Origin of the sequence: Aureimonas mangrovi (assembly GCF_014058705.1) — a bacterium.
In the GTDB taxonomy this organism is placed as follows: domain Bacteria; phylum Pseudomonadota; class Alphaproteobacteria; order Rhizobiales; family Rhizobiaceae; genus Aureimonas; species Aureimonas mangrovi.
Window position 1 is genome coordinate 498,693 of sequence record NZ_CP059692.1, and the last position, 23,244, is coordinate 521,936.

At 68.8% G+C, this 23,244-nt stretch carries 22 protein-coding genes; 14 read left to right on the forward strand and 8 right to left on the reverse strand.

Going from position 1 to position 23,244, the window contains the following annotated elements:
• Nucleotides 1-86: 86 nt before the first annotated feature.
• From H1343_RS02290 to pimC, 5 genes are all read right to left on the reverse strand, one after another.
• A complete protein-coding gene (locus tag H1343_RS02290; RefSeq protein WP_185984365.1) occupies nt 87-308 on the reverse strand; it encodes a DUF3072 domain-containing protein in 222 nt (73 codons plus the stop codon).
• 52 nt (nt 309-360) lie between these two features.
• A complete protein-coding gene (locus H1343_RS02295; protein ID WP_185984366.1) occupies nt 361-801 on the reverse strand; it encodes an EVE domain-containing protein in 441 nt (146 codons plus the stop codon).
• 4 nt (nt 802-805) lie between these two features.
• On the reverse strand, nt 806-1,096 hold the full coding sequence (locus H1343_RS02300) for a YciI-like protein (protein WP_185984367.1): 291 nt from the start codon (nt 1,094-1,096) through the stop codon (nt 806-808).
• Between the two features lie 63 nt (nt 1,097-1,159).
• A complete protein-coding gene (locus H1343_RS02305) occupies nt 1,160-2,299 on the reverse strand; it encodes an acyl-CoA dehydrogenase family protein (RefSeq protein WP_185984368.1) in 1,140 nt (379 codons plus the stop codon).
• A 17-nt stretch (nt 2,300-2,316) separates the two neighbouring features.
• Nucleotides 2,317-3,519 carry a pimeloyl-CoA dehydrogenase large subunit gene (gene pimC / locus H1343_RS02310; RefSeq protein WP_185984369.1) on the reverse strand — a complete coding sequence of 401 codons (1,203 nt, stop codon included), beginning with the start codon at nt 3,517-3,519 and terminating at the stop codon, nt 2,317-2,319.
• Between the two features lie 161 nt (nt 3,520-3,680).
• Here pimC and H1343_RS02315 point away from each other — a divergent pair, with 161 nt between their 5' ends.
• The 9 genes from H1343_RS02315 (at nt 3,681) to H1343_RS02355 (ending at nt 14,345) form a co-directional block, all read left to right on the forward strand.
• Nucleotides 3,681-5,792, forward strand: a complete 2,112-nt coding sequence (locus tag H1343_RS02315; protein ID WP_185984370.1) for a 3-hydroxyacyl-CoA dehydrogenase NAD-binding domain-containing protein — start codon at nt 3,681-3,683, stop codon at nt 5,790-5,792.
• A 289-nt stretch (nt 5,793-6,081) separates the two neighbouring features.
• The gene (locus H1343_RS02320; protein ID WP_185984371.1) at nt 6,082-6,945 is read left to right on the forward strand and encodes a branched-chain amino acid ABC transporter permease; all 864 of its coding nucleotides are present in this window, start codon (nt 6,082-6,084) and stop codon (nt 6,943-6,945) included.
• Complete coding sequence (locus H1343_RS02325) at nt 6,945-7,955, forward strand: branched-chain amino acid ABC transporter permease (RefSeq protein WP_185984372.1); 1,011 nt, start codon at nt 6,945-6,947, stop codon at nt 7,953-7,955. The genes H1343_RS02320 and H1343_RS02325 overlap by 1 nt, the downstream gene beginning before the upstream one ends.
• A complete protein-coding gene (locus H1343_RS02330; RefSeq protein ID WP_210270096.1) occupies nt 7,948-8,727 on the forward strand; it encodes an ABC transporter ATP-binding protein in 780 nt (259 codons plus the stop codon). The genes H1343_RS02325 and H1343_RS02330 overlap by 8 nt, the downstream gene beginning before the upstream one ends.
• Nucleotides 8,714-9,421: an ABC transporter ATP-binding protein gene (locus H1343_RS02335; RefSeq protein WP_185984373.1), complete on the forward strand. Its 708-nt coding sequence runs from the start codon at nt 8,714-8,716 to the stop codon at nt 9,419-9,421. The genes H1343_RS02330 and H1343_RS02335 overlap by 14 nt, the downstream gene beginning before the upstream one ends.
• Before the next feature lie 42 nt (nt 9,422-9,463).
• Nucleotides 9,464-10,624 carry an ABC transporter substrate-binding protein gene (locus H1343_RS02340; protein WP_185984374.1) on the forward strand — a complete coding sequence of 387 codons (1,161 nt, stop codon included), beginning with the start codon at nt 9,464-9,466 and terminating at the stop codon, nt 10,622-10,624.
• 114 nt (nt 10,625-10,738) lie between these two features.
• Nucleotides 10,739-11,971 carry a TetR/AcrR family transcriptional regulator gene (locus H1343_RS02345; RefSeq protein WP_185984375.1) on the forward strand — a complete coding sequence of 411 codons (1,233 nt, stop codon included), beginning with the start codon at nt 10,739-10,741 and terminating at the stop codon, nt 11,969-11,971.
• A gap of 47 nt (nt 11,972-12,018) precedes the next feature.
• Nucleotides 12,019-13,266, forward strand: coding sequence for an acyl-CoA dehydrogenase family protein (locus H1343_RS02350; protein ID WP_185984376.1), 1,248 nt, complete (start codon nt 12,019-12,021; stop codon nt 13,264-13,266).
• Nucleotides 13,263-14,345 (forward strand): phosphotransferase family protein, encoded by a 1,083-nt coding sequence (locus H1343_RS02355; RefSeq protein WP_246333221.1) that lies wholly within the window; start codon nt 13,263-13,265, stop codon nt 14,343-14,345. Before H1343_RS02350 ends, H1343_RS02355 begins: the two co-directional genes overlap by 4 nt.
• A 45-nt stretch (nt 14,346-14,390) precedes the next feature.
• On the opposite strand, the gene H1343_RS02360 is transcribed toward H1343_RS02355, so the two are convergent.
• Nucleotides 14,391-15,593 carry an acetyl-CoA C-acyltransferase gene (locus H1343_RS02360; RefSeq protein ID WP_185984377.1) on the reverse strand — a complete coding sequence of 401 codons (1,203 nt, stop codon included), beginning with the start codon at nt 15,591-15,593 and terminating at the stop codon, nt 14,391-14,393.
• Between the two features lie 172 nt (nt 15,594-15,765).
• Between H1343_RS02360 and H1343_RS02365 the strand changes: the two genes are divergently transcribed.
• Genes H1343_RS02365 through H1343_RS02375 form a run of 3 tightly spaced genes read left to right on the forward strand, consistent with a single transcriptional unit; the run spans nt 15,766 to nt 19,282 of the window.
• Nucleotides 15,766-16,542: an SDR family NAD(P)-dependent oxidoreductase gene (locus H1343_RS02365; protein ID WP_185984378.1), complete on the forward strand. Its 777-nt coding sequence runs from the start codon at nt 15,766-15,768 to the stop codon at nt 16,540-16,542.
• The gene (locus tag H1343_RS02370) at nt 16,539-17,537 is read left to right on the forward strand and encodes an NADPH:quinone oxidoreductase family protein (RefSeq protein WP_185984379.1); all 999 of its coding nucleotides are present in this window, start codon (nt 16,539-16,541) and stop codon (nt 17,535-17,537) included. Before H1343_RS02365 ends, H1343_RS02370 begins: the two co-directional genes overlap by 4 nt.
• Before the next feature lie 2 nt (nt 17,538-17,539).
• Complete coding sequence (locus H1343_RS02375) at nt 17,540-19,282, forward strand: class I adenylate-forming enzyme family protein (RefSeq protein WP_185984380.1); 1,743 nt, start codon at nt 17,540-17,542, stop codon at nt 19,280-19,282.
• Nucleotides 19,283-19,285: 3 nt separating this feature from the next.
• On the opposite strand, the gene H1343_RS02380 is transcribed toward H1343_RS02375, so the two are convergent.
• Nucleotides 19,286-20,275, reverse strand: a complete 990-nt coding sequence (locus tag H1343_RS02380) for an NAD(P)H-dependent glycerol-3-phosphate dehydrogenase (protein WP_185984381.1) — start codon at nt 20,273-20,275, stop codon at nt 19,286-19,288.
• Nucleotides 20,276-20,286: 11 nt separating this feature from the next.
• Nucleotides 20,287-21,360 (reverse strand): tRNA (adenosine(37)-N6)-threonylcarbamoyltransferase complex transferase subunit TsaD, encoded by a 1,074-nt coding sequence (gene tsaD / locus H1343_RS02385; protein WP_246333505.1) that lies wholly within the window; start codon nt 21,358-21,360, stop codon nt 20,287-20,289.
• A 160-nt stretch (nt 21,361-21,520) separates the two neighbouring features.
• Here tsaD and hemC point away from each other — a divergent pair, with 160 nt between their 5' ends.
• Both hemC and H1343_RS02395 read left to right on the forward strand, forming a co-directional pair.
• Nucleotides 21,521-22,474 (forward strand): hydroxymethylbilane synthase, encoded by a 954-nt coding sequence (hemC, locus tag H1343_RS02390; protein ID WP_185984383.1) that lies wholly within the window; start codon nt 21,521-21,523, stop codon nt 22,472-22,474.
• Complete coding sequence (locus H1343_RS02395; RefSeq protein WP_185984384.1) at nt 22,459-23,181, forward strand: uroporphyrinogen-III synthase; 723 nt, start codon at nt 22,459-22,461, stop codon at nt 23,179-23,181. Before hemC ends, H1343_RS02395 begins: the two co-directional genes overlap by 16 nt.
• Nucleotides 23,182-23,244: the final 63 nt, after the last annotated feature.

Genomic DNA, 23,244 nt, shown 5'->3' on the forward strand with positions numbered 1-23,244 from the left:
TACTCTGGCTGACAGGATTTCTGTCCTGACAGCCATCGTCGAAAGTGGCGGCGCCCGAAAGGCGCTGCCACTTTCGTGTCCTGTCGTCAGCCGTTCTTCTTCAGCCGCGAACTCCTGCCCTGCAACTCGTCGATGAGCTTGGAGGCGTCCGCCTTCGTCAGCGTCTCGTCGAAGGGCGTTTCCGTCTCCTCGCACAGCGTCTTGAGATAAGACGCCTGTGCGCCGGTCATCGGCTCCTCGCCGGTCGTCCAGTCTTCCGGGTCCTTCTCCGTGTTGGAGAGGCCGGCATGTTTCGGGTCGCTCGCCATGGCTCGAATGCTTTCCGTATCGGGTTTGATTGTTCCCGAAACGTTCGCGCCGTCAGCGTGTTCCCGCCGCCTCCTTCGGGTCGAGCCCTGCCATGCGGCAGATGTGGTCGAACTCGGCCTTGGTCACCGGCTGCACCGAGAGGCGCGAATTGTTGACGAGCACCATGTCCTTCAGCGCAGGATCGGCCTTGATGGCCTCCAGCGTCACCTCCTCCTTCACGGGCATGACGGCCTTCAGGTCCACGCATTCCCAGCGCGGGTCCTCGCTCGTCGTGTCGTGGTGAGCCTCCGCGATCACCTCGACGATGCCGACGACGGCCTTGCCCTCGTTGGAATGGTAGAAGAAGCCGCGCTCGCCGACCTTCATCTCGCGCATGAAGTTGCGGGCCTGGTAGTTGCGCACGCCGTCCCATTGCGTGCCCTTCTCACCGGCCTTCACCTGCGCCTCGAAGGACCATTTGTGCGGCTCGGACTTGAACAGCCAGTGTGCCAAGGTCTCAGGCTCCCGGCTTGTTGAAGACCCAGTTCCAGGCACGGATCTCGACATTCGAGAACAGCCCCGCCTTCGCATAGGGGTCCTGCGCCGCGATGGCTCGCGCCGCCGCCTCGTCCGTCGCCTCGATGACCACGAGGCTGCCGTTCGGCTTGCCGGCATCGTCGAGGAAGGGACCAGCGAAGCCGAGCGCGGCGCCGAGACCGTTCAGGAACTCGACATGGGCCGGGCGCGTGTCGGCGCGCAGCGTGCCCGCATCCGGGCGGTCGTTGCAGATGAGGGCGAAGTGCGGCATCGGGCGTCTCCGGGCAATGGACCTGCCCGCGTTCTAAAGGCGGGGCACGTTGCCCTCAACCACCTAGAGCCTGCCACCGTTCGCCGCGACCATGCGAAGGTGGTGGTCGGCGTCGCCGAACATCGTCTCGATCATCGTGAGACGTTTGAAATAGTGGCCGATGGCCGTCTCCATCGTCATGCCGATGCCGCCGTGAAGCTGGATCGCCTCCTGGCCGATCAGCCGGGCGGAGCGGCCGATCTGGACTTTCGCCGCGCTCACGGCCTGCGCGCGCTCGGCCGCGTCCTCGCTGCCCGCCATCATCGTCGCGAAGAGCGCCATGGAGCGCGCCTGCTCCAGCGCGACATACATGTCGGCCGCGCGGTGCTGGAGCGCCTGGAAGGAGCCGATGGTCGTGCCGAACTGCTTGCGGGTCTTCAGGTATTCCACCGTCATCGTGCAGGCCGCGGCCATCGCGCCGACGGCCTCGGCGCAGAGAGCGGCGATCGCCTCATCGACGATGGCGGCCAGCACGTCCGCGCCCTTGTCCGGCCCGGCGACGATGTCGCCCGGGGTCACGCGCACATTCGAGAACTGGATCTCGGCGGCGCGTCGCCCGTCCTGCGTCGGGAAGGGCCGCAGCGTCACGCCCTCAGTGCGCGGATCGACGAGAAACAGCGCGATGCCGCCACGCTCGCGCCGCTCGCCGAAGACGCGCGCTGAAACGACGAGCTGATCAGCGCTGTCGCCCCCGAGCACCAGCGACTTCTCGCCGTCGAGGATGAAGCCGTCGCCGTTTTGCCGGGCTGTCGCAGCGACGTCGAAGATTTCGTAACGCGCCTGCCGCTCGTGATGGGCGAAGGCGAGCACGGCCTCGCCGCTCGCGATCTTCGGCACCCATTCCGCCCGCAGGGCATCGGGCGCGCGGCGCAGTGCGCCGCCGGCGAGCACGACCGAGGCGAGATAGGGCTCCAGCGTCAGCTTGCCCCCCAGCGCCTCCATCACGATCATCGTCTCGACGGGCCCGCCGCCGATGCCGCCGTCTTCCTCGGCGAAGGGCAGCGCCAGAAGGCCGAGCTCCGCGAAGCGGGACCAGATGTCTTCGCTCCAGCCCCTGTCGCCCTCGCCATGCCGGCGCCGCGCCTCGAAATCATAGCGGTCGGCGAGCAGGCGCTCGGCCGAATCCTTCAGCATTCGCTGCTCTTCGGACAGATCAAAATCCATGTTCTCGTTTCCTGACCCTAAAGCCCGAGGATCGCCTTGGCGACGATGTTACGCTGGATCTCGTTCGATCCGCCGTAGATCGAGACCTTGCGGGCGTTGAAATAGGTCGGCGCGACGACGCTGGCCCAGTCCGGCCCGACGGGCGGCTCGTTGGAGCCGTCCCCGTGCTCGGGTGCGAAGGGCATGGCGTAGGGGCCGGCGATCTCCAGAAGCAGCTCGGTCGTCTTCTGCTGGATCTGGGAGCCGCGCAGCTTGAGGACGGAGGAGAGCGGGTTCGGCTTGCCGCGTCCGCCGTCGCGTTCGGCGGCGAGCACCCGCATCTGCGTGATCTCCAGCGCCTTCAGCTCGATCTCGACCTCGGCCACCTTCTCGGCGAAGCGCGGGTCGTCCATCAGCGGGGCGCCGTCGCTCGCGCGCTCGGCGGCCGCGAGCTCGCGCACCTTGCGCAGCCGCTCCTTCGAGATGCCGATCCGCGCGATGCCGACGCGCTCGTTGGAGAGAAGGAACTTGGCATAGTCCCAGCCCTTGTTCTCCTCGCCGACGAGGTTCTCCGCCGGCACGCGCACATCGTCGAAGAAGACCTCGTTGACCTCACGCCCGCCGTCGATCGTCACGATCGGGCGCACGGTGACGCCCGGCGTCTTCATGTCGATCAGGAGGAACGAGATGCCGGCCTGCTTCTTCGCGTCCCTGTCGGTGCGCACGAGGCAGAAGATCCAGTCGGCATACTGGCCGAGCGTCGTCCAGGTCTTCTGGCCGTTGACGACGTACTGGTCGCCCTCGCGCACGGCGGTGGTCTTGACCGAGGCGAGGTCCGAGCCCGCGTCGGGCTCCGAGAAGCCCTGGCACCACCAGTCGTCGATATTGGCGATGCGCGGCAGGAAGCGCTTCTTCTGTTCCTCGTTGCCGAATTCGGCGATCACCGGTCCCACCATGTAGACACCGAAGGCCAGCGGCTCCGGCGCCGGCGCGCTCTGCAACTCCTCGCGGAAGATGTACTGCTTCACCGGGCCCCAGCCCGTCCCGCCCCATTCGACCGGCCAGTGCGGCACGGCCCAGCCCTTGGCGTTGAGGATCTTCTGCCAGCCGGCGATGTCGTCCCGCGTCGGGTGGTGGCCCGCCAGCATGCGCTCTCGCGTCTGCGCCGGCAGGCTTTCCCGAACGAAGGCGCGAACCTCCTCGCGGAACGCGCGCTCGTCCTCTGTGAAGCGAAGGTCCACGGCGTCTCTCCCATCCCGCCCGATCCTTTACGAAATAAGAGTACGGCCCGTCATGCGGAGTTGTAAAGCGCAAGGTGATTGATTGTGGAGGCATGATAGGCCACCCTCGCAAAAGATCGAAAGAGCGGTACGGAACCGCCGGTGTTCGAAGGAGGCAACGCATGCCCGATATCGTCAGGCTGGAACGCGAGGGCGACATCGGCCTCATCGTGGTCGACAACCCGCCGGTCAACGCGCTGGGGCAGGCCGTGCGGCAGGGGCTGCTCGCGCGGTTGGCCGAGGCGCAGGCGGACGAGGGCCTTCGCGCCGTCGCGGTGATCGGGGCGGGGCGAACCTTCATGGCGGGCGCCGACATCCGCGAGTTCGGCAAGCCGCCGATGCCGCCCGGGCTCGGCGAGGTCGTCGACGCCTTCGAGGCCTCCACCAAGTCGACGATCGCGGCGATCCACGGCACTGCGCTCGGCGGCGGGCTGGAGGTCGCACTCGGCTGCCACCACCGCGTGGCGCTTGCCGGCGCGAAGGTCGGGCTCCCCGAGGTGACGCTCGGCCTCCTGCCGGGCGCGGGCGGCACGCAGCGCCTGCCGCGCCTCGTCGGCTTGGACGCCGCCATCGAGATCATGACCGGCGGCAAGCCGATCTCCGCGCGCGAGGCCGAAAGCCTCGGCATTCTTGACGCGGTGGACGAGGGTACGGATGTGCGCGCCGCAGCGCTCGCCTTCGCACGCAAGGTTGTGGACGAGGGGCGCCCCGTGCGGCGCACCGGTGCACTGGACGATAAACTGGCAGCCGCGCGGGAGGATCGTGCGGTGCTGGAGGCGGCGCGGGCGCGTGTCGCCAAACGTTCCAAGGGCCTCGTCTCGCCGCTCCTCATCGTCGATGCGGTGGAGGCCGCGCTCGACATGCCGCTGGATCAGGGGCTGGCGCGCGAGCGCGAGCTGTTCATGCAGGCGATGGACTCATCGCAGCGGAAAGGCCTGATCCACGCCTTCTTCGCCCAGCGCCAGGCCGCCAAGCTCGCCGGCGAGGCTGCTGACGCCAAGCCGCGAAAGGTGGGCGAGGCCGCCGTGATCGGCGCCGGCACGATGGGCGGCGGCATCGCCATGAACTTCGCCAATGCCGGCATTCCGGTCTGGCTGCTCGAAACGGACGGCGCCGCACTCGAGCATGGACTCGCGACGGTCCGGCGCAACTACGAGAGCACCGTGCGCAAGGGGCGCATGACGCAGGCTGAGCTGGACGAGCGCATGGCGCTGATCCGCCCGACCCTCTCCTATGACGACATCGCGCAGGCGGACCTCGTGATCGAGGCTGTGTTCGAGGCGATGGCCGTGAAGAAGGAGGTGTTCGCAAAGCTCGACGCGGTGATGAAGCCCGGCGCGGTGCTCGCCACCAACACCTCCACCCTCGACATCGACGAGATCGCCGCCGCGACGAAGCGGCCGCAGGATGTCGTCGGCATGCACTTCTTCTCGCCCGCCAACGTCATGAAGCTTCTGGAGAACGTGCGCGGCGAACGCACGGCCGGCGACGTGCAGGCGACCGCTATGGACGTCGGCCGGCGCATCGGCAAGGTCACGGCGATGGTGGGCGTGTGCTACGGCTTCGTCGGCAACCGCATGCTGCACCAGCGCGGCGCGCAGGCGACGCAGCTTGTGGAGGAGGGCGCATTGCCCGCCGAGGTCGACGCCGCGCTCACCGATTTCGGCTTCCCGATGGGGCAGTTCGCCATGTCGGATCTGGCTGGCATCGATGTCGGCTGGCGCATCCGAGAGGAGCGCCGCAAGGCGGGCGACCCGGACGCGCAGGCGCCCTCCTGGCTCGATCGCATCGCCGAGATGGGGCGCTTCGGCCAGAAGACGGGCGGCGGCGTCTACGCCTATGAGGCTGGCGACCGCACGCCGCGCCCGGCGCCCGAGATCGACGCGCTGATCGAGGGCTGGCGACGGGAGAAGGGCATCAACCCGCGCCGCATCGAGGCCCAGGAGATCGTCGAGCGCTGCCTCTACGCGATGGTCAACGAGGGCGCGCGTATCCTGGAGGAGGGCATCGCGGCCCGCCCCGGCGATATCGACGTCATCTGGGTCCACGGCTACGGCTTTCCGGCCTGGCGTGGCGGGCCGATGTTCTGGGCCGACGAGGTTGGCCTCCCGGCGATCGTCGCCGCGCTCGATGACTACTCGAAGCAGCCGGGCGGGGAGGCGCTCGCGCCCGCGCCGCTCCTGCGCCGTCTGGCGGGTGAGGGCAAAGGCTTCGCCGATCTGGAAAGGGCTTGAGAACGTGCTGCGTCGCAGCGGCATCGTTCGCGTACCGTATTTTCGATAAACGACGAAGACGGTATCGGAATCGTGTATAATGCCTTTTGAAATAGTCTCTTGCATCGCTTGACGGTTCCGGCGGTCCATGCCAGCATCGCGAAACTGATATAGCGACGGTCGCTCGTGGGGCGCTCTTCGCCGGGCGATTGGGAGATCGTCCGGATCAGGTGGGAGGTCGGTCGGCGGGCATATCCTGGCCCGCGCCGGCATGGTCAGGCGGCGCTTCTGGGGAGGAGACGCGGCACCGATGAACATCTTTTTCCAGCAGGTGCTGAACGGCCTGACGCTCGGCAGCGTCTACGCGCTCGTGGCCCTCGGCCTCACGCTCGTCTACGGCATCCTGCACATCCCGAACTTCGCCCACGGCGCCTTCTACATGGTCGGCGCCTATGTCTCGTTCTATGCGGCCGGGTCCTACGGGCTGAACTTCTGGGCGGCGATGGCCTGCGCGGCCGCCTTCGTGGCGGTCCTGTCGGTCCTGGCGGACCGGCTGGTCTTCCATCCCTTGCGCCATTCACCGCCGCTGCACGACATGATCGCGGCGATCGGCCTTCTCCTGTTCCTCGAGGCCGTGGTGCAGGCGATCTGGGGCGCCGAGTTCCACCGCATGCCCGCGCCCTACACGACCATCCTGCGTTTCGCCGACCTCACGGCGCCCGTCAGTCGCCTTCTCATCATCGGCGCGGCCTTCGTTCTGATGATCGCGCTGCAGGTCTTCCTGCGGCGCACGACCACGGGCTCGACCATCGTCGCCATGGCGCAGGACCGCGAGGGAGCATCGCTCGTCGGGATCGACCCGGTGAAGGTCTCGATGCTGACCTTCGCGATCTCCGGCGCGCTCGCCGCCATCGCCGCCACGCTCTTCGCGCCGATCAACCTCATCTACCCGTCGATGGGGCATCTGGTGATCATGAAGGCCTTCGTGATCATCATCCTCGGCGGCATGGGCTCGATCCCCGGCGCCATCGTCGGCGGGCTGCTGATCGGCTTCGCCGAAGCCTTCGGCGCCTTCTACATTTCCACCGCCTACAAGGACATCATCGCCTTCCTGCTGCTCGTGGCGATCCTGTCGCTGCGCCCGCAGGGGCTGTTCCCGAGCGAGGTGCGCTGATGAGTGCCCGGCCCGTCGCCGAATACGCCTTCTATGCGCTGCTGGTCGCCGGCGCCTTGGTCTTCCCGTTCCTGGCCACCAACGAGTACCAGGTCTACGTCATGGCACTCGCCTTCATCTGGGCGATCGCGGCGATGGGATTGAACCTCATCGTCGGCTACACGGGCCAGCTCAACCTCGCCCATGCCGGCTTCATGGCGATCGGCGCGTACACGACGGGGCTGCTGACGGTGGACTACGGCGTGCCCTTCTGGCTCGCCCTCCTGCTTTCCGGGCCGGTCGCCGCGTTCCTCGGCTTCTTCGCGGGCATCCTGTCGCTGCGGCTGAAGACGCACTTCTTCTCCATCTTCACGCTGTGCGTCGGCTACATCGTCTACCTCGTCATCGAGAAATGGGACGTCGTCACCCACGGCACGGTCGGCGTCATCGGCATCCCCGCGCCGAGCCCCATCGGGCCCATCAGCTTCGATTCCACGCGCGCTCTCTATTTCATGGTGCTCGCCTTCCTCGTGGCGACCATCTTCTTCAAGCGCCGCCTCGTGCGCTCGCTCGTCGGGCGGTCCTTCATGGCCATCCGCAATTCCGATGAGCTCGCCGAAGCACTCGGCATCAACCTGATGCGCACCAAGGTGGTCGCCTTCATGCTCTCCACCTTCATCGCGGGGCTGGCCGGCGGGCTCTATGCGGGCTTCGTGCGGTTCCTTGGGCCCGATCTCGCACGCGAGTACCACACGTTCGACATGATCGCCTTCGTCCTCGTCGGCGGCATCGGCACGCTGATGGGCCCGGTCCTCGGCGCCATCTCGATCACCTGGCTGACGCAGTCGCTGCAGTTCCTGGAGAACTACCGGATGATCGTCTTCGGGCCGATGCTGATCCTGCTGGTGATGTTCATGCCGCACGGCATCATCGGAACCTTCGGGCGCTGGCAGGCACGGCGCCGCGAGAAGCAGATGCGGGCGTCGCGCGGCGCCGGCCGGGTCGGCGCGGAGGCGCGGGCGCATGGCTGAGGCGATCCTCGAGGCCGAGGGCCTGACCAAGCGCTTCGGCGGCCTGCACGCGGTGAAGGAGGTGAGCGCGCGCGTCGAGACGGGCCGCATCACCGCGATCATCGGGCCCAATGGTGCGGGCAAGACCACCTTCTTCAACCTGATCAGCGGCACCCACCAGGCGACATCGGGCGAACTGCGCCTCGAGGGCGCGCGCATCAACGGCAAGCGACCGGACGAGATGGCGCGGCTCGGCGTCGCGCGCACCTTCCAGACGACGAGCCTCTTCGACGGCGCGACCGTGATGGACAATCTCATTGTCGGCCATCGCCTGCGCACGAGTTCGGGGCTCTTCGACGCGATCTTCCAGACCAAACGCCTGCGCGAGGACGAGGCGCGTTGCCGGGCCAAGGCCGAGGAGGTGCTCGAGTTCGTGGGCCTGTCGCATCTGGCCGGGCGGCTCGCGGCGGACGTCACGCAGGAGGAGCGCAAGCGCATCGCCTTCGCGCTGGCGCTGGCGACGGAGCCGAAGATCCTCCTTCTCGACGAGCCGGCGGGCGGCGTGAACCCGGAGGAGACGGCGGGCCTTGCCGCGCTCATCCGCAAGATGGCGGACAGCGGCCTCACCGTCTGCCTGATCGAGCACAAGATGGACATGGTGATGGGCCTCGCCGACCACATCATCGTCCTCGACCACGGCGAGAAGATCGCCGAGGGTCCGCCGGCCGCCATTCGCGCCGACGCCAAGGTGATCGAGGCTTATCTCGGAGCGGGTCACGATGCTGCGGCTTGAGGGTGTCACGCTCAACTATGGCGGTTTCCGCGCGCTGGATCGGATCGACATCCATGTCGGCGCGGGCGAACTGGTGGTGATGCTTGGCGCGAACGGCGCCGGCAAGAGCTCCATGTTTCTCGCCATCTCCGGCCTGCGCAAGACCTCGGGCGGAGCCATCCGCCTCGACGGGCGCGACATCTCCGGTGCGTCCGCCGCCAGCATCGTCGCGCAGGGCCTCGTCCAGTGCCCCGAGGGGCGCAAGCTCTTCGCCCACATGACCGTCGCGCGGAACCTGATGCTCGGCGCCTACGTCCATCGCAGCGACAGGGAGACCAACAAGCGCAGGCTCGACGAGGTCTACGCCATGTTCCCCATCCTTCACGAGAAGCGCGACGACAATGCCGGCTCGCTCTCGGGCGGCCAGCAGCAGATGGTGGCGATCGGACGCGCGCTCATGGGGCGGCCGAAGGTGCTCCTTCTCGACGAGCCCTCGCTCGGCCTCGCCCCGCTCGTCGTGCGCCAGGTGCTGGACACGGTGAAGGCCATCAACGCCGAGGGCACCACCGTGCTCCTCGCCGAACAGAACGCCTATGCCGCGCTCCAGATCGCCGACCGGGGCTACGTCATCGAGAGCGGCCGCATCGTCACCGAAGGAAGCCGGGAAGAGCTTCTGAACAACGACACCGTCCGCCGGGCCTATATCGGCGGCTGAGAGGAGACGGGGCGCGCGCCCCTTCACGAAACGGGAGGTCACATGAGCATCGTCAGGACAACCGGGCGGCTTGCCGCCGGCATCGCGTTCGCGGCCTTCGCCGCCACGGGCGCGCTTGCGCAGGAAACGGTCAATATCGGCTTCACCGGCCCGCTCTCGGGCGGCGCGGCGCTCTACGGCGAATACACGCTGACGGGCCTTCGCATGGCGGCCGAGGAGATCAACGAGGCCGGCGGCATCGAAGTGGGCGGGGAGACCTACAATTTCGAGATCGTGCCGCTCGACGACCAGTACGCGCCGAGCAACGCGGCGGTGAACGCCAAGCGCCTCGCCACCCAGTACAATGCGCCCATCGTCTTCACGCCGCATTCGGGCGGGGCCTTCGCGCTGCAGGCCTTCAACGAACAGGACGGCTTCATCGTCGGCGCCTACACCAGCGTGCCGGAGATCACCGAGCGCGGCAACTCGATGACGCTGCGCATTCCGCCGGCCTTCGACGGCTATTTCGACGTCTTCGCCAGGACCGAAATGGAGCGCTTCGGCCCGCGGCTAGCGATGGTCGGCGGCGACCACGACTACGCCAAGGTCTGGGCGGCGATGTTCAAGCCGGTCTGGGAGGCGGCGGGCGGTGAGGTCGTTGCCGAGAACCCGATGTCCTACAACAAGGACACGGACTTCTACGCCGGCGTCAGCCGCGCGTTGTCCGAGAGCCCCGACGTTTTGTTCGTGGGTGGAGCCTCCGAGCCGACGGCGCTCGTCATGCGCACGGCGCGCGAACTCGGTTTCGCCGGCGGGTTTATCGTCATGGATCAGGCCAAGCTCGACGAGATCGACCGCGTCGTCGGAGACATGTCGCTTCTGGAGGGCGCGATCGGCGTGATGCCGCTCTCGGCCGACACGCGGGCCCCGCAGGCGGCTTTCGTCGAGCGCTTCATGCAGGCGAACAACCGCGCGCCCGGCACTGAAACCTCTTACATGTATTCGGCGATGAATGCCGTGGCCGAGGCGATGGTGCTGGCCGGCACGGTCGAGGATTCGCAGGCGATCTTCGACAGGTTGAGCGAGGCCTACGCCGCGCTGCCGGCCGAGCGCAACCCGGCCGACGTGCATTCCGTCGACGAGAACGGCGGCACCGACACGCTCATCACCACCGCGCTTGTCGAGAACGGCGAGATCGTGCCGATCGAGGCACCCACGCAATAGGGCCGGCGATGCCCGCGGCGCGGCGCGACGCCCGTCCCGCGGGCTTCCTTTCGCGGTGCGATCTCCTATGCTCGGCGGGCACGCGACCGCCGCGCTCCCATCTGCGAAGAGGCCATGACGACCACCGCCACCGCGACCCGGCAGACGCGCCGCTTCGAGGAGAAGCGCGAACTTATCCTCGGCGCAGCAGCATCGCTCTTCAACCGGCACGGCGTTCGGGGAACGACGCTGGCGGACGTTGCCGCGCGCGTCGGCCTCGTCACCAACTCGATCAGCTACTACTACCGCCGCAAGGAGGATCTGGCGGCCGCCTGCGCGTTGCGTGCGGTGGAGACCATCGCCGACGTTGCCGAGCGGGCTGCCCATGCGCCCGACATGGCAGAGCGCGTGCGCCTGTTCACGCGGCTCTACTTCGACGTGCTGGCCGACATCGCGGCCGGGCGCCGCGCCGAACTCCTCTCCTCCAACGACCTGCGGGCGCTGGAGGAGCCGCATGCGGCAACGATCTTCGCGGCCTATACGGAGATGTTCCGTGCCATCCGCCGGCTTCTAGACGGTGCCGGTGCGCCGGATCTCGAGCGAGACGACCGCAACGCACGGGCGCTTCTTCTCGTCTCCGTCGTCCACGCCGCGCACAACTGGATCCGCCGCTACGAGCCGGAGGATTTTCCGCGCGCCGCCGAGCGCACGGCCGACATTCTCCTGAACGGCCTTTCGCCGTCGGGCGCTGCGTTCGCGCCGCTCGATCTCGGGCTCGACGCCCGCGTGCGCCCGGCCTCGGGCGATGCCGCGGACGAGCGCTTCCTGCGCGCGGCGAGCTTCATGATCAACGAACAGGGCTATCGCGGAGCCTCCGTCGACAAGATCTCGGCGCGGCTTTCGGTGACGAAAGGCTCGTTCTACCATCACAACGAGCACAAGGACGATCTCGTCGCCGCCTGCTTCGAGCGGACCTTCGCGCTGATCCGCGCTGCCCAGTTCGCCGCCATCGAGGCAGCGCCGGACGGCTGGACGCGCGCCGCGAGTGCGGCCAACGCGCTCGTCGCCTTCCAGCTCTCGTCGCGCGGGCCGCTCCTGCGCATCGCAGCGCTCGCGGCCATGCCCGAGGCGACGCGCCCGGCGATGGTGCAGCAGCTCGACCGGCTCCTGCAGCGTTTCGTCGCCATCGTTTCGGACGGCATCGCCGATGGCTCGATCCGCGCCGTCGACGCGCGCATCGCCGGACAGCTCCTCTACATGCTCACCAATTCGGCCGCCGAACTTCACCGCTGGGTGCCGGTCGACGATCCGCAGGAGGCGGCACGGCGCTTCGCGCGGCCGCTCTTCACCGGCCTGTCGCGCGCCTGAGGAGAGGCGCGGCGGACCGGACGAAACCGAGGGAGGAAAACGGGACGATGAACTTCGATCTGTCCGATCGCCAGCGCGAATATCGCGACCGCGTGCGCGACTTCATCCGCACGCATGTGGAGCCCTGCGACAAGCGCTACGACGTCGAGATGAAGGGCTTCGGCACCGATCGCTGGCAGGTGGTGCCGGTGATCGAGGAACTGAAGCCGAAGGCGCGGGAGGCGGGGCTGTGGAACCTCTTCCTGCCGCCCAACCCCGAGCACGACACGGAAGAGTATCGCGGCGCGGGCCTCACCAACCTCGAATACGCGCTGTGCGCCGAGGAGATGGGGCGCTTCTCATGGGCTTCGGAGGTTTTCAACTGCTCGGCGCCGGACACCGGCAACATGGAGGTCTTCCATCGCTACGGTACCGACGAGCAGAAGGAGCGATGGCTGCGCCCGCTGATGGCCGGGGAAATCCGCTCCGCCTTCCTGATGACCGAGCCCGCCGTCGCCTCCTCGGACGCGACCAACATCGAGACCTCGATCCGCCGCGAGGGCGACGAATACGTCATCAACGGCCGCAAATGGTGGTCGTCCGGCACCGGCGATCCGCGCTGCAGGATCGCCATCGTGATGGGCAAGACGGACCCCGATGCCGAGAAGCATCGCCAGCAGAGCCAGGTGCTCGTGCCTCTCGACGCGCCGGGCGTGACGATCGAGCGGATGCTGCCGGTCTTCGGATATGACGACGCGCCGCACGGCCACGGGGAAATTCGGCTGGAGAACGTGCGCGTGCCCGTCTCGAACATCGTTCTGGGCGAGGGGCGCGGCTTCGAGGTGGCGCAGGGGCGGCTCGGTCCCGGCCGCATCCATCATTGCATGAGGACGCTGGGCGCCGCCGAGATGGCGCTGGAGAAGATGTGCACGCGGCTCCTGTCGCGCACGGCCTTCGGCCGGCCGATCGCGCAGCAGTCCGTCTGGCAGGAGCGGATCGCGCAGGCGCGCACCGATATCGAGATGACGCGGCTCCTGTGTCTCAAGGCCGCCGACATGATGGACAAGGTGGGCAACAAGGAAGCCCGCCTCGAGATCGCGATGATCAAGGTGGCGGGCCCGCGCGTGGCGCTCAAGGTCATCGACGATGCCATTCAGGCGCACGGTGCGGGCGGCGTCTCGGAGGATTTCGGCCTCGCCAAGCGCTATGCCGGCATCCGCACCATGCGCATCGTCGATGGGCCGGACGAGGTGCACAACCGCGCCATCGCGCGGCTGGAGCTGGCACAATATTCCAACGAGCGGGGCGCGGCGTGAGCGGTCAGCCGCCGGTCTCGACCAAAGTGCTCTTCGCCGGCACCAAGCCCGTGGAGGAACGGCACAGGCTGGACGAGGCGGCGCTCGATGGGTGGCTCGCCGCGCATGTCGAAGACTATCGGGGCCCGCTGACGGTTCTGCAGTTCCGGGGCGGCCAGTCCAACCCGACCTATCGTCTCGACACGCCGTCCCGCGCCTATGTGCTGCGGCGCAAGCCTTTCGGCCAACTTCTGCCTTCGGCCCATGCGGTGGACCGCGAGTTCCGTGTGATCTCCGCGCTTCATGCCGCCGGCTTTCCCGTCGCCCGCCCCTACGGTCTTTGCGAGGACGCCGGCGTGATCGGCGCGGCCTTCTACGTGATGGAGATGGTGGAGGGGCGCATCTTCTGGGACGCGCAGCTTCCCGAGCTCGCTCCCGCCGAGCGAAGAGCGGTCTTCGAGGCGGAGATCGACACGCTGGCGCATCTGCACGCCTACGACCCGGAGGCGATCGGGCTCGCCGATTACGGCCGGCCGGGCAATTATTTCGAGCGCCAGATCGGGCGATGGTCGAAGCAGTATCGTGCCTCTGAGACGCGTGAGATCGCCGAGATGGATCGGCTGATTGAGTGGCTGCCGAACAGCGTGCCGCCCGGCGAGGGACCCGCACGGGTGGTCCACGGCGATTTCCGGCTCGACAATATCGTCTTCGATGCGAAGGCGCCGTCCGTGCGGGCCGTCCTCGACTGGGAGCTGTCCACACTCGGCGATCCGCTCGCCGACATCACCTATTTCCTGATGGCGTGGTGGATGCCGCCGGACGGGCGCAGCGGCCTTGCCGGCCTCGATTTCGACGCGCTCGGCATCCCGCAGGCCGAGACGCTTTTCGAGCGATACTGCCAGGAGACAGGGCGCACCGAACGGCCGGCGCTCGAATGGTATCTCGCCTATAATTTCTTCCGCTTTGCGTCGATCCTGCAGGGGATCGCGGGCCGCGTGCGAGATGGCACGGCATCCAGCCCGCAGGCCGCCGACATGGCCGCGCGCGTCGAGCCGCTGTCGAAGGTGGCCTGGGGGCTGGCGATGAAGGCGGGGGCCTGAGTATCGGCTCGAACCAGGGTGCGTCCCCATAAACAGGGACACGCCCTAAAGAACCTCGAAGAGCCCGGCCGCGCCCATGCCGCCGCCGACACACATCGTCACGACGACGTGCTTCGCACCGCGCCGCTTGCCCTCGATCAGCGCGTGGCCCGTCATGCGCGCCCCCGACATGCCGTAGGGATGGCCGATGGAGATCGCGCCGCCGGAAACATTGAGCTTCTCATTGTCGATGCCGAGCCTATCGCGGCAATAGATCACCTGTACGGCGAAGGCCTCGTTCAATTCCCACAAGTCGATGTCATCGACGGTGAGGCCATGCTGCTTGAGGAGCTTGGGCACCGCGAAGACGGGTCCGATGCCCATCTCATCGGGCTCGCAGCCGGCCACCGCGATGCCGCGATAGAGGCCGAGCGGCTGGAGCCCGCGCCTTTCGGCCATCGAGGCTTCCATCAGGACGGCGGCGGAGGCACCGTCCGAGAGTTGCGAGGCGTTGCCGGCGGTGATGAAGCGCCCTTGCGCGATCTCCTGTCCGTCCTTGAAGACGGGTTTCAAGGACGCGAGACCAGGCAGGTCGGTGTCCGGCCGGTTGCCCTCGTCCTTCTCGAGGCGCACGCGGCGCCGGCTCGTCTCCCCGCTCGCCTTGTCGGTGACGAGCATCTCGCTTTCCATCGGCGCGATTTCGGCGTCGAGCCGGCCCTCGGCCTGCGCCACTGCCGTGCGCTGCTGAGACTGGAGGGCGTATTCGTCCTGGCGCTCGCGCGAGATGCCGTAGCGGGCGGCCACGACCTCCGCCGTCTCCAGCATCGCCATGTAGATCGCCGGCTTGTGCTCCACGAGCCAGGGATCGCGCGCTCGATAATTGTTCTGCTTGTCGTTCTGGACGAGCGAGATCGATTCCAGTCCGCCGCCGACCGTGACGTCCACGCCGTCCATGATGATGGTGCGCGCCGCGGTCGCGATGCCCATCAGGCCGGAGGCGCATTGCCGGTCTAGCGTCATTCCCGCGACAGAGGCCGGCAGCCCGGCCGCGAGCGCGATCTGCCGGGCGACGTTGCCGCCGGTCGACCCCTGCTGGCGCGCGGCGCCCATCGTCACGTCGCCGACCTCGGCGGGGTCGATGCCGGCGCGGCGCACGGCCTGCGCCACTGCATGGGCGCCGAGCGCCTGGGCCTGCGTGTCGTTGAAGGCGCCGCGATAGGCCTTGCCGATCGGCGTGCGGGCAGTGGAAACGATGACGGCTTCGCGCATTGAACGATCCTCCCCGGTATCCGGTATGTCGATATATCTCCCGATATCGCGATACTACAGGGCATCGATACCGTGTCATTCGATTTTTAGAAGTTTCGGGTTGCTTTCGGCGCCTGCGCGCAGCATCCTTTCGCATCGGATGCGGAAACGGCTTTGGGAGGAGCGCGTAACGATGTCCCTCTTCGATCTTTCGGGCAAGGTGGCGATCGTCACGGGCTCCTCGCGCGGCATCGGGCGCGCCAGCGCCGAGCGATTGGCGGAGGCCGGCGCGTCGGTCGTCATCTCCTCTCGCAAGGAAGGGCCGTGCCGGGAGGTCGCCGAAGCAATCGTCGCGAAAGGCGGCAGGGCGATCGCGGTGCCGGCCAACATCTCGTCGGGCGAGGAGCTCACAAACCTCGTGCGCGAGACGCGCGAGCGGCTCGGCCCGATCGACATCCTCGTCTGCAACGCGGCGTCCAATCCCTATTACGGGCCGATGGGCGGCATCACCGACGAGCAGTTCCGCAAGATCTTCGACAACAACGTCCTGTCCGCCCACAAGCTGATCCATCTCTGCGCGCCGGACATGGCGGCGAAGGGCGGCGGCGCGGTGGTCATTGTCTCCTCCATCACCGGCCTCTACGGCTCGACCTCGATCGGCGCCTACGGCATCTCGAAAGCCGCCGACATGCAGCTCGCCCGCAACCTCGCCGTCGAGTTCGGCCCGCAGAACATCCGCGTCAATTGCGTGGCGCCGGGCCTCGTCCGCACGGACTTCGCGCGCGCCCTCTGGGACAATCCGGACAATTTGCGCCGGGTGGAGAACGGCACGCCGCTGCGCCGGATCGGCGATCCGGACGACATCGCCGGCGTGGTGCAGTTCCTCGCCTCGCAGGCCGGGGCCTTCGTCACCGGGCAGACGGTGGTGGCCGATGGCGGGCGGTTGATCACCGGTGGGGCGGAAGGGTGAAGGCGCTTCTCAGTCGCGAGCCCGGCGGGCCGGAAACGCTCACGCTCGAGACCGTGCCTGATCCGGTGCCGGGGCCGGGCGAAGTGCTCGTTTCGATGCGGGCCTGCGGGGTGAACTATCCGGATGTCCTCGTCATCGAGGATCGCTACCAGTTCCGGCCGCAACGCCCCTTCGCACCGGGCGCCGAGATCGCCGGCGTAGTCGAGGCCGTGGGGAAGGGCGTCACCACTCTGAAGGCGGGCGACGCGGTGATCGCGTCGGTGCGCATGGGCGGCATGGCCGAGAAGGCCGTCGCCGAGGCGGCGCGCTGCCTGACGAAGCCGGCATCCATGCCTTTCGACGAGGCGGCCGCCTTCGTCCTCACCTATTCGACGACCATCCACGCCCTCAGGGACAGGGCCGCGCTGCAGGCCGGCGAGACGCTGCTGGTGCTGGGCGCGGCCGGGGGCGTCGGCATCGCGGCGATCGAACTTGGCAAGGCGATGGGCGCACGCGTCGTCGCCGCGGTCTCGACGCCGGAAAAACTGAACTTCGTGATGGAGCAAGGCGCCGACGACGCGCTGATCTATCCGACCGGAGCGCTCGACCGCACGGCGGCCAGGGACCTTTCGGCGCAGTTCAAGGCGCTGTGCGGCGGCGATGGCGCGGACGTCGTCTACGACGCGGTCGGCGGCGACTATGCCGAGCCCGCCTTCCGCGCCATCGCACCGGAGGGGCGCTATCTCGTCATCGGCTTTCCGGCGGGCATCGCCTCGTTGCCGATGAACCTGCCGCTCCTGAAGAACGCCTCCCTCGTAGGCGTTTTCTGGGGCGATTTCGTCAAGCGCCGGCCGGAGCGGCACGCGCAGAACATGCGCGAGCTGTTCCAGTTGTACGAGGACGGCGCGATCCGGCCGCGCATCGGCGCGCGTTTCGCGTTGAAGGACGGTGCGAAGGCCATCGCCCGGCTCCGCGACCGCGCCGCCCTCGGCAAGATCGTCGTGACGACGGGCTGAGCATGGGCGAGACGCGGGACGAACGCGGCGGCTGGCCGGCCATCTCGCTCAACGAAGCGCATCGCCGGCTGACGGCGCCCGGCTCCGAGTTCGGGATGGATGAAATCCGGATCGACGGGCGGCCGGTGCGGATCTGGAAGAACGCGCCCGCCACGCTGCGTGCGGTCTTCGAGGCCGGGCGCGGCTTCGGCGAGAAGGACTTCATCGTCCACGAAGGCGAGCGCGTGAGCTTCGAGGGCTTCGCGCGCGCCACACTGCACCTGGCGAACGCCTTCGTCGACGCCGGCACGCGGCCGGGCGACCGGATCGCCGTCGCGATGCGCAATCTTCCCGAATGGATCACGAGCTTCTTCGCTGCCTCGCTGGCGGGGGCGATCGTGGTGCCGGTCAACGCCTGGTGGAGCGCCGACGAACTCGCCTACGGCCTCGCCGACAGCGGGGCGCGGCTTCTCGTCTGCGACGCCGAGCGGCTGGAGCGCGCCAGGGCCGTGCAGGATCGTTGCCCCGATCTCGCGCGCATCCTCGTCTGCCGCGCCGACGAGGCGACTGCCGCAAGCGCCGGTGCGACGCGCGTCGAGGCGCTGATCGGAACGCCCGACCGCTGGGCCGATCTGGCGTCCGTGGAAGGCCCCGACATCGATGCGCAGGACCCCGACGCACCCGCCGCGCTGTTCTACACTTCTGGAACCACGGGGCGGCCGAAAGGGGCGGTGAATTCGCATCGCAACATCACCAGCAACGTCATGGCGCACGGTTTCAGCCAGGCGCGCGTCTTCCTCAGGCGCGGGCAGGCGGTGCCGGTGCCGCCGCCGGATGCGCCCCAGAAGGTCAGCCTCCTGTCGATCCCGCTCTTCCACGTGACGGGCTGCTGCGCGACCATGCTCTCGGCGCTCTATCGCGGAACACGGCTCGTGCTGACCCGGCGTTTCGACGCGCAGGAAGCGCTCGCCATCATCGAGCGCGAGCGGGTGACGACGATCGGCGGTGTGCCGACCGTCGCCTGGCGCATCCTCGACCATCCCGCGCGCGGCCGCTACGATCTTTCCTCGCTGCAGGTCGTCTCCTATGGCGGTGCGCCCGCCGCGCCCGAACTGGTGCGCCGGCTGGAAAGCGACCTGCCGCTCGGCCTCGGCGCGGCGACCGGCTGGGGCATGACCGAGACCTCGGCGACCTTCACCCACCACATGGCCGAGGACTATGCCGCGCGGCCGGGAAGCTGCGGCCCGGCATTGCCGGTCTGCGACATGCGCATCGTCGGCGACGATGGTGCGGCGCTGCCGCCCGGCTCCGTCGGCGAACTGCAGGTGCGCGGACCGATGGTCGTGTCCGGCTACTGGCAACGTCCCGACGCTGACGCCGAGACCTTCGTCGAGGGTTGGCTGCGCACCGGCGACCTCGCCTCGATCGACGAGGAGGGCTTCCTCACCATCCACGACCGGCTCAAGGACATGATCATCCGGGGCGGCGAGAACATCTACTGCGTGGAGGTGGAGGCCGCGCTCTACGAGCACCCGGACGTGACCGACGCCGCGATCGTCCCGATCGCGCATCCGACGCTGGGCGAGGAGCCGGGCGCGGTCGTCTCATTGCGGGAAGGCGCCAAGACCGACGAAACGCAGCTGCGCGAATTCCTCGCCGGGCGGATCGCCGCCTTCAAGCTGCCTGTGCGCTACGTCTTTCTCGATACGCTCGGGCGCAATGCGGCCGGCAAGATCCTCAAGCGGCCGCTGCGCTCGCTCTTCTGACGTTCACGCTTCCTCGCGCTTGAGCGGGCGCGAGAGCAGCGCCTCGATGGCGGCGTCCAGCGAAAGGACACCGCGCAGGATCGCGGCCACCGTCTCGATGATCGGGGCCTCGATGCCGCGTTCTCGCGCGAGCCTTGCCGCGATCGCGGCCGAATGAACGCCCTCGGCGAGCTTCAGGCCGGAAAGGTCGCGCCCCTCTCCGAGTGCCACGCCATAGGAGAAGTTGCGCGACTGCGAGGACGCGCAGGTGAGGACGAGATCGCCGAGGCCGGACAGGCCCATCAGCGTCTCTGGTCGGGCGCCGAGCGCCTCGCCGAGGCGTCGCAGCTCGACGAAGCCGCGCGTCACGATGGCCGCCTGCGCGGACGCGCCGAGGCCGCGCCCGGCCACGGCACCGGCCGCGATGGCGAGGACGTTCTTCAAGGCGCCGCCGGCCTCGACGCCGAGGACGTCGGAGGAGGCGTAGACCCGGAAGGTCTGGGAGGAGAGGGCGGCGGCGAGGCTTTCGGCCAGCGTGTCGCTCTCGGCCGCCAGCGTGACGGCGGTCGGCAGACCGCGCGCGACGTCGGACGCAAAGCTCGGCCCCGACAGGACCGCTAGGGGCCACGCGCCGAGCTCGGCATGGACGACATCCGAGGCGAAGAGGCCGGTCTCCTGCTCGATGCCCTTGGAACACAGGACGAGCGGTGCGCCGGCCGGAAGCATCGGGCGCACCGCCCGGAGAACGCCGCGAAGGGTCTGCGCGGGCACGACGAGGAGGACGGCCTCGGCGCCCTGGAGCGCCATCGCCGGGTCGGCGCTCGCCTCGATCCCGGATGGAAGACGGACGCCGGGCAGATAGCGCGTGTTCTCGCCTGTCTCGCGGATCGAAGAAACGGTCTGCGCATCGCGGGCGTAGAGCGTGGTGGCGAGGCCCTTGCGCGCGGTCGTCGCGGCCAGTGCCGTGCCCCAGGCGCCGCCGCCGATCACCGCGACGCGCGAAATGCCGTTCATGCCGTCCCCCATCAGGCCTTCGCCCCGCGCTTGCCGAAGCCGACGCGCGGGGCCGCGGTCTCGTCGAGCGGCCAGCGCGGGCGCACCGGCGCGCCGAGCTCGTCGGTCATGCCGGCCTCCAGCCGCTCGAGCCCCGCAAAGGCGATCATCGCGGCGTTGTCGGTGCACAGCGCGAGCGGCGGCGCGACCATCCGCACGCCGTGCGCCGTCGCCGCGCGCTCCAGAGCGGCCCGCACTGTGCCATTCGCCGCCACGCCGCCCGCGACGGCGAGGACGGGGGCGGCCAGATCCGGCAACTCAGTGCGGAAACGCGACAGCGCGCCGCCGATCCGCTCGCCGAGGCTTTCGGCGGCCGCCGCCTGGAAGCTCGCGCAGAGGTCGGCGACATCCTCGTCGCTCAGGGGGGCCGCTGCCTCGGCGGCCATGCGCATCGCCGTCTTGAGGCCGGAGAAGGAAAGGTCGAGGCGCTTCTCGCCGCGCAGGGGGCGCGGCAGGGAAAAGCGCGTCGCGTCACCCTGCGCGGCATGGCGCTCCACCGCCGGCCCGCCGGGGCCGGGCAGGCCGAGGAGCTTTGCGGTCTTGTCGAACGCCTCGCCGAGCGCGTCGTCGATCGTCGTGCCCCAGCGCTCGTAACGGCCGAGCCCGCGCACGAGAAGGATCTGCGTATGACCGCCCGAAACGAGAAGCAGGAGATAGGGATAGGCGAGGTCGTGGCTGAGGCGCGGCGTCAGCGCATGGCCTTCCAAGTGATTGACGGCGAGGAACGGCAGGCCGCGCGCGGCGGCCAGCGCCTTGCCCGTCATCGCGCCGACGATCAGCCCGCCGACGAGGCCCGGCCCGCTGGTCGCGGCCACGGCATCGACCTGTGCCAGCGTCACATCCGCCTCCTCGAGGGCTGCGCGCACGATACCGTCCAACGCCTCGACATGGGCGCGCGCGGCGATCTCGGGCACGACCCCGCCGAAGGCCGCGTGCTCCTCCACCTGGCTCAGCACCACGGACGAGAGGATGCGTGGCGCGCCTGCGCCGTCGCGCGAGACCAGCGCGGCGGCCGTCTCGTCGCAACTCGTCTCGATGCCCAGCACGAGGGGGGCGCGGACGAGGGGAGCGTCATGGTCAGGGGCGGCGTGCACGCGCTGTCGGGTCCTCTGGTCGAGCGAATGTAAGCCCCTGCAGATAGCGGCCCGAGGCGCGATGCGCCACCCGCCGTTTGACGGCGCGCGCGCGGCCCGGCAGAAAGCGCCCATGACGACAGAGACGATCCGGATCGGAACGCGGGGCAGCCGCCTCGCCTTGGCGCAGGCGAGCGAGGTGCGCGCCCGGCTCATGGCGGCCCACGCCCTGCCGGAAGAAGCGTTCGCGATCGAGGTGATCTCGACCTCGGGAGACCGCATTCTCGACCGGCCGCTCTCGGAAGCCGGCGGCAAGGGGCTCTTCACCAAGGAGATCGAGGAAGCGCTGCTCGATGGGCGCATCGACCTCGCCGTCCATTCCTCCAAGGACATGGCGACGGCGATGCCGGAAGGTCTCGCGATCGCCGCCTATCTGCCGCGCGAGGACGTTCGCGACGTCTTCATCGGGCGAACGGTCCAACGGATCGCGGACCTGCCGCTGGGCGCCCATGTCGGCACCGCCTCGCTGCGGCGCCAGGCGCTCCTGAAACGCCTGCGGCCCGATCTCCGCCTCTCGATCCTGCGCGGCAACGTGCAGACGCGCCTCGCCAAGCTCGAAGCGGGCGAGGTGGACGGCACGCTCCTCGCTTTCGCTGGCCTGAAGCGCATGGCGATGGAGTCGGTCGTCGGCGAATTCCTCGACGAGGAAACCTTTCCGCCCGCGCCGGGACAGGGGGCGATCTGCATCCAGACACGCGACGGTGACGAGCGCGCGGCCGGGCTGCTCTCCCCGGTCGCGGATCCTCGGACGGCGGTGGAACTTGCGGCCGAACGCGCGTTCCTTGCCCGGCTGGACGGCTCGTGCCGCACGCCGATCGCCGCGCGCGCAATCCTGGAAGCAGAGTTGCTGCGCTTCCACGGCATGATCCTGACACCGGACGGGGCGCGGATGCACGAGACGCGCGGCGAGGGCCTTGCAGAGCGCGCGGCTGCGATCGGTGACGAGGCTGCACGCACGCTTCTCGCCGAGGCAGGCACCGGCTTCTTCGCCGGCTGGTCCGGAGCGGACGGTTGGCGCGCATCCTGATCCTGCGCGCGCGGCAGGCCGCGACCGCGACCGCCGTGCTCGTCGAGAGCTTCGGCGATACGCCGCTTCTCCTGCCGACACGGCAGGTCGAACAGCTCGACCCACCCGCGCCGCTGGGACCGTTCGGTGGGCTGGTCGTCACGAGCGCCAATGCCGTTTCCTATCTCGCCCGCCACCCTGAATGGTGCCGTCTGCCCGCCCTTGCGGTCGGCGGCGCGACGGCGCAGGCTCTGCGTGCCGCGCGCTTCGAGGTGGTGGAGGCGGGGCCTGGGACGGCCGAAGAGCTGGTGGTGCCGGCCATCGCTCTCTACCGAAAGGCCGGCCTTCCGCTGCTCTATCCCACAGGCATTGTGCGCCGGCCGGATCTCGAAGTCGGTCTGGCCGAGGCGGGCGTGCCCTGCAGGACGATCGAGGTCTATCGCGACCGTTCGCGGGAGCCCTCGGGCGCCGATGTCGACGCTGTCCTGGCGCAGGGGCCGCCGGATGCCGTCCTCCTGCTTTCGCGCGCACAGGCGCAGGATTTCATGGCGCTGCGGTCGCGCTTCCCGGATCGGCTCGGCGATGCGGTGGCGATCCTGTGCCTTTCTCCCCGAATTGCCGCGCTTTTCGAAGGCGCGGATGCCGCGCGTGTGGTGGTAAGCGAAAAGCCGGAGCTTTCGGCGCTTCTGGCGCGTTATCGCTCGTTGTGTATCTCGGGGCTGGATTGACCCGCGCCTGTCGTTGCAGGATCGGGTCGCGACCCTAACTTGCGAAGAATGCCGCGGCGTCAG

Coding starts and splice junctions, on each gene's coding strand:
- H1343_RS02290 (WP_185984365.1), bottom strand. CDS start 308: ATGGCGAGCGACCCGAAACATGCCGGCCTCTCCAACACGGAGAAGGAC.
- H1343_RS02300 (WP_185984367.1), bottom strand. CDS start 1,096: ATGCCGCACTTCGCCCTCATCTGCAACGACCGCCCGGATGCGGGCACG.
- H1343_RS02305 (WP_185984368.1), bottom strand. CDS start 2,299: ATGGATTTTGATCTGTCCGAAGAGCAGCGAATGCTGAAGGATTCGGCC.
- H1343_RS02315 (WP_185984370.1), top strand. CDS start 3,681: ATGCCCGATATCGTCAGGCTGGAACGCGAGGGCGACATCGGCCTCATC.
- H1343_RS02320 (WP_185984371.1), top strand. CDS start 6,082: ATGAACATCTTTTTCCAGCAGGTGCTGAACGGCCTGACGCTCGGCAGC.
- H1343_RS02325 (WP_185984372.1), top strand. CDS start 6,945: ATGAGTGCCCGGCCCGTCGCCGAATACGCCTTCTATGCGCTGCTGGTC.
- H1343_RS02330 (WP_210270096.1), top strand. CDS start 7,948: ATGGCTGAGGCGATCCTCGAGGCCGAGGGCCTGACCAAGCGCTTCGGC.
- H1343_RS02335 (WP_185984373.1), top strand. CDS start 8,714: ATGCTGCGGCTTGAGGGTGTCACGCTCAACTATGGCGGTTTCCGCGCG.
- H1343_RS02340 (WP_185984374.1), top strand. CDS start 9,464: ATGAGCATCGTCAGGACAACCGGGCGGCTTGCCGCCGGCATCGCGTTC.
- H1343_RS02345 (WP_185984375.1), top strand. CDS start 10,739: ATGACGACCACCGCCACCGCGACCCGGCAGACGCGCCGCTTCGAGGAG.
- H1343_RS02350 (WP_185984376.1), top strand. CDS start 12,019: ATGAACTTCGATCTGTCCGATCGCCAGCGCGAATATCGCGACCGCGTG.
- H1343_RS02360 (WP_185984377.1), bottom strand. CDS start 15,593: ATGCGCGAAGCCGTCATCGTTTCCACTGCCCGCACGCCGATCGGCAAG.
- H1343_RS02365 (WP_185984378.1), top strand. CDS start 15,766: ATGTCCCTCTTCGATCTTTCGGGCAAGGTGGCGATCGTCACGGGCTCC.
- H1343_RS02375 (WP_185984380.1), top strand. CDS start 17,540: ATGGGCGAGACGCGGGACGAACGCGGCGGCTGGCCGGCCATCTCGCTC.
- H1343_RS02380 (WP_185984381.1), bottom strand. CDS start 20,275: ATGAACGGCATTTCGCGCGTCGCGGTGATCGGCGGCGGCGCCTGGGGC.
- hemC (WP_185984383.1), top strand. CDS start 21,521: ATGACGACAGAGACGATCCGGATCGGAACGCGGGGCAGCCGCCTCGCC.